Below are 11,260 nucleotides of genomic sequence, written 5' to 3' on the forward strand. Positions count from 1 at the left end.
GGGAATCTCCAGTCGCTGAAGTCCCCCGTCCAATGTCTCAACCCCGGCTTGGTTGCCCGTAGAGCCAGCCCAGTGGATCGGTCAGCCGTGTGGCCCAGGCATTCTCCTCGTGCGGCGCGCCGGGATAGAGCCGCGTCGTGAAATCGCGCCCCTTGCGCCAGCCGAACCGCGGCAGCGCGGCATCCACCGCCGCCTGATAGGGGGCATAGAGCCGGTCGAGCGTCGCGGTGCCGTGATCGAACCAGATCCGCCGCCCGGCCGGCTTGCCCAGCGCCTCGCCCAGCCAGCCGGTCCAGGCGCGGATGACCTCCGCGCGATAGGGGGCGTCGCCCTCACCCTCGGGAATGAACAGCGGCCAGTGGCTCGACACGCAGCCGGCCGCGCCGAACACCGTCGGGTGGCGCACCAGCGCGTAGAGCGAGATGAGGCCGCCCATGCTCGACCCCATGACGACGGTATCGGCGGGCCCGGTGCGCGTCCGGTACTTGGCGTCGATCGCCACCTTGAGCGGGCCGGTCAGGAAATCGAGATACGCCGCCGACTGCACCCGCCCGCCGATGCGGTTCTCCAGCCCCGCGGTCGCGGCCGCCGGCAGGCGATCGACGATCGGCTGCGGCACATAGGTGCGGAAGCGCGCGGCACCGGGGTTCCATATCCCGACGACGATCGGCGCGCGCGGGCCCAGCTTCAGCCGCTCAATCGCGCGATCGACGTGCCAGACCTTGCCATAGCCGCTGAGCGCCGGGTCGAACAGATTCTGCCCGTCGTGCAGGTAGAGCACCGGATGGCGCCCCCGCCCCCGCGCATAGCCCGGCGGCGTCCACACGCTCACGCGCAGTGGCCCGATGCCCGCCGCCTCGAACCGGAGGTCGTCGAGGACCGGCGCATCGGCGGGCCGCGCCGCACCGAGCATCGCGGCGCCCGCGATCAGCCCGATCGCCTCGCGCCGTGTCGTCATCCCAGCCTGGCCACGAGCGCGGCGTGCGCGCCCAGCGTGCCCCCGTCGATCTCGCCCGTCGAGGCGAGGATGCGATGCGGCGGCAGCGTCGCGGTGACCGCCCCGGTCCCGAAGTTGAAGGCGCACAGCAGCGGCGCGCCGTCGCTCGAATGCCGCTCGAACACCAGCAGATCGCCCTCGGCCACGCGGACCTCGATCGATCCGTGCGCCAGGCTCGGTTCGTCATGGCGCAGCGCGATCAGGCGGCGCGTCCAGTTGAGCAGCGAGCGCGGATCGCCGGTCTGGAGGTCCACCGCCAGCGCCTCGTGATCCGGGCCGTGCGGCAGCCAGGGCTCGGCCGATCCGAACGCGCGGTCGGGCACACCCGCCGCCCATGGCATCGGCGTGCGCACGCCGTCGCGCGACAGCGTCATCGGCCAGTTTGCGATTGCCTCGGGGTCGACCAGCTTCTCGAACGGAATGTCGACCTGCGTCAGCCCCAGTTCCTCGCCCTGATAGAGGATGGCGTTGCCGCGCAGCGACAGCAGCAGCAGCATCTTCATCCGCGCGAACCCGGCGGCATGTTCGGGCGTCGTCCAGCGCGAGATCGCGCGCGGCGCGTCGTGATTCTCGAACGCCCAGCTCGGCCAGCCGCGATCGGCCGCATCGGGCCACACCGACAGCGCATCGACGACGAGGCCCGGCGTTAACTTGTCGGCATAGAGGAAGTTGAAGCCATAGGCGCTGTCGAGCCGGCGGTTCCCCTCGGTATAGAGCGCCATCTCGCGCGCCCAATGATCGCCGCCGACCTCGGCCATCGAGAAGACGGCGCCGTACGACCGCATCTCGCCAGCCAGCCGCTCGATGAACGCCGGGATGTTCGGGTGGCTCTGATTGTGGATCTTGTCCTGAAAATCGAACGGGCGCGAGCGGGCACGGTTCGACGGCGGCAACGGCGGATTGTCGCGCAGTTGCGGATCATGCATCGCGAAGTTCAACGCATCGAGCCGGAACCCGTCGACCCCCCGCTCCAGCCAGAAGCGAGCAACGCCGAGGATCGCTTCCTGCACTTCCGGATTGTGGAGATTGAGGTCAGGCTGCTCGACGAGGAAGTTGTGCAGATAATATTGCCCGCGCCGCGCATCCCACTGCCACGCCGGGCCGCCGAACACCGATTGCCAGTTCGAGGGCGGCGAGCCGTCGGGCTTGGGATCGGCCCAGACGAACCAGTCCGCCTTGGGGTTGTCACGGCTCGACCGGCTCTCGGCGAACCAGGGGTGCTGGTCCGACGCGTGCGAATAGACCTGATCGATCATGACCCTGAGACCGAGATCGTGCGCACGCGCCACCAGCGCGTCGAAATCCTCGATCGTACCGAACACCGGATCGACCCCGCAGAAATCGGCGATGTCATAGCCGAAGTCGCGCATCGGCGAGGTGAAGAAGGGCGAGATCCAGATCGCATCGACGCCCAGGTCCGCGATATGACCGAGCCGCTGCGTGATGCCGGGCAGGTCGCCCACCCCGTCGCCGTTCGCGTCGGCGAAGCTGCGCGGATAGATCTGATAGATCACCGCACCCTTCCACCAGGGGGCGGGATCGGTCTCGGTCAGGGGCAGCGGTGCCGTGCTCATCGCGCCACCTCAGCCGCGCAGACGACGGTGGAGAACGGCGCGATCGTCACCCGTACGCTGCCCGGCGCGCTGGCCGCGGCGGGACAGCCCTTGCCGTAGAGCGGACGGAAGCGCTGCGAGCGCGCCTCGACCTCGACATTCGCCTCGATCGGCTGGGCGGAGCTGTTGAAGGCGACCAGTACTTCGCCATTGCTGGCAGGATCGAAGCGGCTCACCGCGAACAGACCGGGCTTGTCGTCCAGATACGCGCGCGTCACCTGCCGCCCGTGCGATAGTGCCGGGGTCGCACGGCGCAGCTTCGCCAGCGTCGCGATCGTGCGGAACAGCGGGTGGTCGGTGCCGAAATGCGCCTGACCGTGCGTGGCGGTCGTGCCGATCAGCTTGTCGCTCAGATAATCGGGCGTTTTGCTCGCGAACATCGACTGGCGTGCGGCCTGATCGTTTCCCTTCCCCGCAAAACCCTGTTCGTCGCCATAATAGATGGTCGGGACGCCGCGCAGCGTCAGCAGCATCTCATGCCCCAGCCGGGTGCGCGCGAGCAGTTCGGCGTCGCCGGCATTCGGGTTCGCCTTCATCACGAACATGCCGAACCGGCCCTGATCGTGATTGCCGATGAAGGTCGGCAGTTGCAGCGCGGTCGGCTCGCCGCCTGCGTACATGGCATCGCCCATGAACAGCTTGTTGAGCGCGGCCGTCGGCTTCCCCTCCGCCACCACCTGCTGGACCGCGGTCGCGAATGCGAAATCGAGCACCGCAGGCAGCTTGTCGACGACGGTGTGCCGCTGGAGCAGGCCGATCTCCAGCTCCGACCACGCGGCCTCGCCGAAGATGTGGAAGTTCGGGATGCCCCTCGCCTTCGCCCGCGCCTGCATCGCCGGCACGAACGCCGCCCAGAACTCGGGGTTCACATGACGCGCGGTGTCGATGCGATAGCCGTCGATGCCGAAGCGGTCGATCCAGCCGCCGAACACCTCGATCATGCCCGAAACCACGCGCGGGTTCTCGGTCATCAGGTCGTCGAGGCCGACGAAGTCTCCCATCGTCGCGCTCTCGTTCGAAAAGGTCGAGTTGCCGCGATTGTGGTAATAGATCGGGTCGTTGAGCCAGGCGGGAACCTTTATGGTCCGCTCCTCGGGCTTCACCTTTACCGTATAGGCGAAATTGGGGTCGGTGAGCTTCGCGAAATTGTCCGCGGTCAGCACCTGATCGCCGGCAAAGCCGCCGTTGATCGCCCGGCCCTTCACCCCTCCGCGCCGCGAATAGGGATAGTCGGCGCGGCTGCGATAAGCGCACTCGTCCTTCCCCTCGCACTCGGCGAAATAGATCACGTCGGCAGTGTGGTTGGCGATGATGTCCATATAGACCTTGAGGCCGCGGGCATGCGCCGCGTCCACCAGCGCCTTGAAATCGGCATCGGTGCCAAGATGCGGATCGACCGTCGTGAAGTCGGTCACCCAATAGCCATGATAGCCTGCGGACTCGGTGCCCGGCCCGCCCTGTACCGCCTTGTTCTTGAACACCGGCGTCAGCCAGATCGCCGTCGCGCCCAGCGCCTCGACATAGTCGAGGCGCTTCATCACGCCTTTCAGGTCGCCGCCCTGAAAGAAGCCTTTGCTGGCCGGATCGAAGCCGTTTCTCAGCCGGTCGCCGGCGATGCCGCCGCGATCGTTGCCTGGATCGCCATTCTCGAACCGATCGGGCAGGACAAAATAGATGACTTCTTCGGCGGGCAGCCGCTCGCGCAGCGGCAGCGGCGCCTGCTGGGCCGAAGCGGGCAGCGCGGCGGCGCCAAGCGAAAGGGCGGCGATCAGTCGCTTCATACGGGCACCTCTAGCTGGCCCGTGCCCCGCAGGACCACGGGGGTCGCCGTAAAATCTTGTCGGAAGCGAGCGGGGGACCCGTACCGGCCGAAACCGATACAGGTCCACGCGCCCCCTTTAACTCAGAACCGCAGCGTCGCACCCGCCAGGAACCGGCGGCCGTACGTCTGATAGTCGATGATCGCCCGGTCGTCGCGCGGATCGACCGTCGCGAACCGCTCGTCGGTCAGGTTCTGGCCCTGAACGAACAGCGACACACCCTCGAGTGCCGACCCCGGCTGGAAGTCGTAGCCGACCTGCGCGTCGAAGATCGTCTCGTCGAGCGCGCGGCGACGCTGGCGATTGCCGCCGAAGCCCGACAATTCGCCGACGAAGGTCGAGCGATAGCGGACCGACCCGCGCAGGTTGAAGCCCCACTTCTCGAAGTACGCAGTGCCGTTGGCGACCCACTTCGAATAGCCCGGAATGTCCTCGGCCGGGGCGCCCGGCGTCGGCTGGATCTCGGTCTCGGTATAGCTGACGCCGCCGGTCACACCGAAACCGTCGAGGAAGCGCACGACCTCACCCAGCGGCAGCGTCGCGGCGAGCTCGGCACCATAGATGTTGCCGCCCTGGCCGTTGATCGGCTGAGTCAGGAGGCCCAGGTTCGTCGCGGGCTGGAGGCCGGTGGGCTTCGGGTACGGGCTATAGTCGAACGGCACCTCGAGATTGTACACGAAGCTCTTGAGATCCTTGTAGAACCCCTGAAGCGCGATGTAGCCCTTGGTGCCGAAATACTTCTCGATCGTCGCGTCGAACGAGTTCGAACGGATCGGGCGCAGGTACGGATTGCCGCCGCTACCCTGATAGATGCCGAGCGACGTATTGAGACCGTAACCGATCGCGATGCGCATGTCGTCGAGACGCGCACGCTGCATCTGGCGCGCGGCGCCGATACGGAACACGAAGTCGCTCGGCAGACGCAGCGACAGGTTCAGCACCGGCAGCACGTCGATATAGTCGTCGCCCGCCAGCGCCGGCTGGAGCACGCCGCCCGCGGCGACGAGGCCCGACGACTTTTGCTCGGTCGACACGAACTGGACGCCGAAATTGCCGGTCAGCACCGACGCGCCGATCTCGTGGTCGATGTTCGCCTGGAGATAGGCGCTCATCACGTCTTCGTTGATGCGGAACGCCTTGGCCGGCACGTCGAGGCTGGTGTTCGGCGTCAGCTGATAGATGCCGCCCGCCAGCAGCGCGGCCGGGTCGTAGCTGACCATCGGGCCGAGGCCGAGATAGGACAGGTTGGTCGCACCCAGCAGATATTCCTGCGGAATGACGCGCTCGCGCAGCCCGCCCGAGAGCTGCAACAGCGCCTCGTTCGGGGTCAGCGACTTCTCGCGGCGGGTATAGTTGAGGCCGAACTGGATCGAGCGGAGGAAGCCGTCCATCTCCTTTTCGACTTCGCCGCGATACTGCTGGATCTCGTCCTTGACGACGCGGTCGTTGAAATAGCCTGCCTGGATGTTCGAGCCGCCCCAGCCCTGCGGGTCGGTCAGCTTGATGAGGTTGGGGTCCGAATAGTTGAGCGTCGGCGAGAAGACGGTGCCTGTGCTGCCGGTCGTGAAGCCGATCGTGTCGCGTGCGCCGACATTCTGGCCATAGCCGGTGCCGGCATAGCTCTCGATGATCGTCTCGCTGCGGTCGGTCTTCGAATAGCTGACGTCGATGAACGCGTTCCAGCCGTCGTCGCCCTCGTAGCGGTGGTTCATGCCGAACGAATAGAGCTTGGCCTTGCGCTGGAACGAGTCGTTCCGAATCACGCCCTCGACGCCGGTGAAGGTGCCCGAGGTCACGAGCCCGTTCTCGACGCGCGGGTTGGTCAGCGTCGCGTTACCCCAGAACAGCGGCAGCTCAATGCCGCGCTTGATCTGCGGGTCGTCGAAGTCCGAGTAGAAGCCGTCGACCGTGATCGTGTAGTTCGGCGCGGGCTTGTACTGCAGCGTGCCCTGAAGGCCGAGGCGCTTGAGGTTGGTCGAGGTGACGTACGACTTCGACCCGCCGATCACGCCCACCTCGCCCGGCGTGCCGGGAACGGTGGTACCGGCATAGCCCCAGGCGTTGAATTCCTGAATCTGGTACGGTTCGTCGAGATAGTTGGCCGACAGCGCGATGCCGATCGTGTCGTTCGCGAACTGATCGACATAGGTGCCGAATACGCGGTAGCCATATTCCTTCGATCCGGCGTTCAGCTTGCCGAGGTCGGTATAGACGCCGCGGCCGCCGACGGCGATCGTACGCTTGCCATATTCGAGCGGGCGGATCGTCTTCAGGTCGACGGTACCCGACAGGCCCTGGCCGATCAGCGTGGCTTGCGCGGTCTTGTAGACCAGTACTTGGTTGATGACTTCCGACGGATACTGGTCGTACTCGACCGCGCGGTTGTCGCCGGTCGAGGTTTGCTCGCGGCCGTTCAGCAGCGTCGACGAGAAATCGGGGGCGAAGCCGCGGATCGAGACGCCCGACGAGCGGCCCGAGATACGCTGCGACGTCAGGCCCGGCAGGCGCGCGATCGATTCCGCGATCGAGGCGTCGGGCAGGCGGGCGATATCCTCGGCCGACACCGATTCGACGACCTGGTCGCGCGACTTCTTGGCGTTGACCGCGCTTTCGAGGCTGGCGCGGAAGCCGGTCACGACGATGTCGTCGGCTGGCGCGTCCTGCTGCGCAGCGGGATTGGTGGTGTCGCCGGCGTCCTGCGCCATGGCGGGCACGGCGGTCGCCGCAAAGGTCAGCGCGGTGGCGCCCAGCAGCGCGGCCCGAATCGAAATGGATGCCTTCATGTCTCTCCCCTGTCGCAATCCTGCTTGTGACCGCAGGCTCGGTTCCCGAAAAACGGGTATGGCGACGACGCCGCCTACCCCTTCACGACACGGCCATTATCGTCGGGCGGGTGCGGTCGAACAGAAGGCATACGTATGTCATGCAACCGTCATGCATCGCGGCTGTTGCCCGATTGCCACTGTGCCCGGCGGCGGCGTGCTTTACCGCTCCTATCGCTTGGTTTAGCGTCGGCAGCCGGGCGAGCGCAGACCCGCCATCAGGGAACGAGGAAAGCCGATCGTGAGCCGCCCGGCGTCGCAGCGCCCGACATCCTTCGATATCGCCTACCGCGCGGGCGTGTCTCAGCCGACCGTTAGCCGGGCGCTGCGCGGCTCGACCTCGGTCAGTGCTGAGACGCGCGCCCGGATCGAGGCGATCGCCCGCGAACTGGGCTATGCCGTCGACAAGAACGCCTCGTCGCTGCGCAGCCAGCAGTCGCACACTCTGGCGCTCCTGTTCTTCGAGGATCCGACCGCCGACGCCAGCCTCATCAACCCGTTCTTCCTGTCGATGCTCGGCTGGATCACCCGGCACACGGCGAATGCGGGCTACGACCTCCTCATCTCGTTCCAGCAGCTGTCGGGCGACTGGCACAAGGCGTATGAGGACAGCCGCAAGGCCGACGGCATCATCCTGCTCGGCTATGGCGATTACGAGGCGTATCGCCCGCGCCTCGAGCAATTGCGGGCGCAGGGGACCCATTATGTGCGCTGGGGCTCGCCCGAGCCCGGCGACGGCGGCGCGACGATCGGCTGCGACAATCGCGCCGGCGGGCGGCTCGCGACCGAGCATCTGATCGGCCATGGGCGCCGCCGCATCGCATTTTTGGGCGCGGGCGACGACCATTATCCCGAGTTTCGCGACCGCTATCTCGGCTATCTCGACGCGCTCGCCGCGGCGGGGATGAGCGCGGACCCGGCGCTACAGGTGGATGCGATCACGCTCGAGCAGGCGGGCGCGGATGCGATCGGCGAACTGTTCGCGCGCGGCGTCGCCTTCGACGGCATCGTCGCGGCCAGCGACCTGATCGCCATCGGCGCGATGCAAGCACTAGAACGGCGCGGCTATGCCGTTCCGCGCGCGGTGTCGGTCGTGGGCTTCGACGATATTCCCGCCGCGCAGCAGGCCTCGCCCCCGCTCACCACGGTGCAGCAGGATGCGAAGGCCGCGGGCGAGGCGTTGGTCGGCACCATCCTCGATCGCATCACCGGGCGCGAACCCCCTGCCGGCCCCCTGCCCGTCCGGCTGATCGTCCGGGCAAGCTGCGGCGCGCATACGAATACGTGAAGCGCCCCGCGCCCCCGCTTCATAAGGGTGACGCCGACAGGGCGGCCAGCGTCCACGGGGAGGATACATGAACAAGCCGCGCCAGAGCATGGCGGGTCTCTGGAACATCTCGTTCGGCTTTTTCGGGATCCAGATCGCGTTCGCGCTTCAGAACGCCAATGTCAGCCGCATCTTCCAGTCGCTGGGTGGCGAGATCGATCAGCTCGCCTTCCTCTGGATCGCCGGGCCGGTCACGGGCCTGCTCGTCCAGCCGATCATCGGTCATTATTCGGACCGCACCTGGAGCCGCTTCGGCCGCCGCCGGCCGTTCTTCTTCGGCGGCGCAGTCCTCGCCGCGCTGGCGCTGTTCGGGATGCCACATGCCGGGGCGCTCCTCACCGCGGCGATCATGCTGTGGCTGCTCGACGCCTCGCTCAACATCTCGATGGAGCCGTTCCGCGCGTTCGTCGGCGACATGCTGGGCACCGAGCAGCAGACCGCGGGCTATGCCTTCCAGACCGCGTTCATCGGCGCGGGCGCGGTCGTCGGCTCGCTGGCGCCCGAGCTGCTCAACATGGCGGGCGTCGCCAACACCGCGCCCGCCGGCGTCATCCCGCCTTCGGTCCGTTATGCTTTCTACATCGGCGCGGCGGCGATCTTGATCGCGGTGCTGTGGACCGTGCTCACGGTGCGCGAATATTCGCCCGAGGACATGGCGCGGTTCGGGGACACCCCCGCGACGCCCGAGCATGAGGGGCGCATCGTCGCCCCGGCCAACGGCCCACTCTGGGCTCTGGCGGGGGTCGCGGTCGTCGTCGCCGTCTATGCGTTGGCGCTCGACAAGGCGGTCTACGTCCTCGGCGGCGCGCTGATCGCGTTCGGGCTTGCCCGCATCGCCGCGCGGTCGATGGCGGCGGGGGGCAATCGCGGCGCGCTGGTGCTCATCAACTCCGACCTCGCGCAGATGCCGCCGACGATGCGCCGCCTCGCCCTCGTCCAGTTCTTCGCCTGGTCGGCGCTGTTCATCCTCTGGATCTACACCACCCCGGTCGTGACGCAGGTCGTCTTCGGCTCGACCGATCCGACGAGCGCCGCGTACAACGAGGGTGCGGATTGGGTCGGCGTCCTTTTCGCCAGCTATAACGGCGTCGCCGCGATCGGCGCGTTCCTGCTGCCGTGGCTGGCGGGCCGGATCGGCAAGGTGAAGACGCATGTCTTCGGCCTGCTGTGCGGCGCGGCGGGGTTCGCGACGATCCTCTTCACCCGCGACGCGCAGCTGCTCCTCGTGGCGATGGTGTTCGTCGGCATCGCCTGGGCGTCGATCCTGACGATGCCCTACGCGATCCTGGCGGGGGCCCTCGATCCGCGGAAATACGGGATCTACATGGGGCTGTTCAACATCTTCATCGTCGTGCCGCAGCTGATCGTCGCCACCGTCATGGGCGCGGTCATCAACGCCTTCTTCCCCGGCCAGCCGGTCTGGACGATGGCGATCGGCGCGGGCGTGATGGTGCTGGCCGCCGCCGCGATGCTGCGCGTGAAAGAAGCCTGACGCTTTCCCCTCCGGTTTCGCTTTCAAGTGTGGTGGTTCGGCATTACACTCGGGGTATCACCGGAGGGATCCCATGGGCATTCTCGATTTTCTGAAGAAGCAGTTCGTCGACGTCATCGACTGGGTGGAGGAGCCCGGCGACCTCGCCATCCGCTATCCGATGGAGGATCGCGAGATCCAGAACGGCGCCGCGCTGACGGTGCGCGAGGGTCAGGTCGCGTTCTTCTATAACGAGGGGCAGATGGCCGACGCCTTCGGGCCGGGCCAGCATACGCTCAATACCTCGAACCTGCCGCTCCTCACCGCGCTCCAGAATTGGGACAAGGGTTTCCAGTCGCCGTTCAAGGCCGACGTCCTGTTCTTCACGCAGAAGGAACAGGTCGGCCTCAAATGGGGCACGTCGCAGCCCGTCACCGTGCGCGACAAGGAGTTCGGGCCGCTGCGCATCCGCGCGTTCGGCAGTTACAGCTTCCGCATCGAGCAGCCGCCGGTGTTCCAGGCCAAGCTGATGGGCACGCTCGATCACCTCCGCGTCGGCGATGTCGAGACGCAGCTGCGCTCCGCCATCGCGACGCAGCTTGCCACCTCGCTCGGCCGCAGCGAGTTCGGCTTCGTCGACATGGCCGCGGATCAGGCCGCGATGTCCGATCGCCTGCGCGAGATGGTGCAGCCCGCCTTCACCCAGTGGGGCCTCTCCTGCCAGACCTTCTTCGTCGAGAGCCTGTCGCTGCCCGACGAGGTGCAGAAGTACCTCGACAAGGCATCGTCGATGCGCGTCGTTGGCGACCTCGACCGCTTCGTGAAGTTCCAGAGCGCCGACGCGATCGAAAAGGCGGCGAGCGCCGAAGGCGGCGTCGCGGGCCTTGGCGTCGGCGCGGGTGCGGGCATGGCGCTGGGTCAGGCGATGGCGTCGGGCCTTGGCGGCGGCGGTCAGGCGAGCGCGCCCGCTGGCGGCGGCGACGATCCGTACGGCCAGATCGAAAAGCTGCACAAGCTGCTGACGATCGGCGCGATCACGCAGGCGGACTTCGACGCGAAGAAGGCGGAGTTGCTGGGCCGGATTCGGTAGGCGTTCTCCCCTCCCTGCCAAGGGAGGGGTCGGGGGTGGGTCGGCCGACGAAGAAACCGGTCGCCTGCCACGAGCGCATCGCCACAAGCAACCCCACCCACCCCCAGCCCCTCCCTTGTC

Annotated in this window: 7 protein-coding genes; 3 read left to right on the forward strand and 4 right to left on the reverse strand. The window is 67.1% G+C overall.

The genetic code is table 11. The annotated features are described in order from the left end of the window. Nucleotides 1–37 precede the first annotated feature (37 nt). The 4 genes from FHR19_RS11780 to FHR19_RS11795 all read right to left on the reverse strand — a co-directional run bounded on the left by FHR19_RS11780 (nt 38) and on the right by FHR19_RS11795 (nt 7,213). Nucleotides 38–958, reverse strand: a complete 921-nt coding sequence (locus tag FHR19_RS11780) for an alpha/beta hydrolase (RefSeq protein ID WP_184028558.1) — start codon at nt 956–958, stop codon at nt 38–40. Next, entirely contained in the window at nt 955–2,571 is a 1,617-nt protein-coding gene (locus FHR19_RS11785; RefSeq protein ID WP_184028560.1) for an alpha-amylase family glycosyl hydrolase, read from the reverse strand. The genes FHR19_RS11780 and FHR19_RS11785 overlap by 4 nt, the downstream gene beginning before the upstream one ends. Next, nucleotides 2,568–4,391 carry an alpha-amylase family glycosyl hydrolase gene (locus FHR19_RS11790; protein ID WP_184028562.1) on the reverse strand — a complete coding sequence of 608 codons (1,824 nt, stop codon included), beginning with the start codon at nt 4,389–4,391 and terminating at the stop codon, nt 2,568–2,570. The genes FHR19_RS11785 and FHR19_RS11790 overlap by 4 nt, the downstream gene beginning before the upstream one ends. A gap of 122 nt (nt 4,392–4,513) precedes the next feature. Further along, the gene (locus FHR19_RS11795) at nt 4,514–7,213 is read right to left on the reverse strand and encodes a TonB-dependent receptor (protein WP_246359476.1); all 2,700 of its coding nucleotides are present in this window, start codon (nt 7,211–7,213) and stop codon (nt 4,514–4,516) included. 280 nt (nt 7,214–7,493) lie between these two features. Here FHR19_RS11795 and FHR19_RS11800 point away from each other — a divergent pair, with 280 nt between their 5' ends. From FHR19_RS11800 to FHR19_RS11810, 3 genes are all read left to right on the forward strand, one after another. Next, nucleotides 7,494–8,540 (forward strand): substrate-binding domain-containing protein, encoded by a 1,047-nt coding sequence (locus FHR19_RS11800; protein WP_184028564.1) that lies wholly within the window; start codon nt 7,494–7,496, stop codon nt 8,538–8,540. 67 nt (nt 8,541–8,607) lie between these two features. Then, complete coding sequence (locus tag FHR19_RS11805; protein WP_184028566.1) at nt 8,608–10,071, forward strand: MFS transporter; 1,464 nt, start codon at nt 8,608–8,610, stop codon at nt 10,069–10,071. A 73-nt stretch (nt 10,072–10,144) separates the two neighbouring features. Beyond that, nucleotides 10,145–11,140, forward strand: coding sequence for an SPFH domain-containing protein (locus FHR19_RS11810; protein ID WP_184028568.1), 996 nt, complete (start codon nt 10,145–10,147; stop codon nt 11,138–11,140). Nucleotides 11,141–11,260 lie beyond the last annotated feature (120 nt).

Origin of the sequence: Sphingomonas yantingensis (genome assembly GCF_014199325.1) — a bacterium.
GTDB classification, from domain to species: Bacteria; Pseudomonadota; Alphaproteobacteria; order Sphingomonadales; family Sphingomonadaceae; genus Sphingomonas; species Sphingomonas yantingensis.

Bases quoted from the DNA above. Each gene is read 5' to 3' on its own strand.
- FHR19_RS11805 (WP_184028566.1), top strand. From the start codon at position 8,608: ATGAACAAGCCGCGCCAGAGCATGGCGGGTCTCTGGAACATCTCGTTC.
- FHR19_RS11780 (WP_184028558.1), bottom strand. From the start codon at position 958: ATGACGACACGGCGCGAGGCGATCGGGCTGATCGCGGGCGCCGCGATG.
- FHR19_RS11790 (WP_184028562.1), bottom strand. From the start codon at position 4,391: ATGAAGCGACTGATCGCCGCCCTTTCGCTTGGCGCCGCCGCGCTGCCC.
- FHR19_RS11795 (WP_246359476.1), bottom strand. From the start codon at position 7,213: ATGAAGGCATCCATTTCGATTCGGGCCGCGCTGCTGGGCGCCACCGCG.
- FHR19_RS11785 (WP_184028560.1), bottom strand. From the start codon at position 2,571: ATGAGCACGGCACCGCTGCCCCTGACCGAGACCGATCCCGCCCCCTGG.
- FHR19_RS11810 (WP_184028568.1), top strand. From the start codon at position 10,145: ATGGGCATTCTCGATTTTCTGAAGAAGCAGTTCGTCGACGTCATCGAC.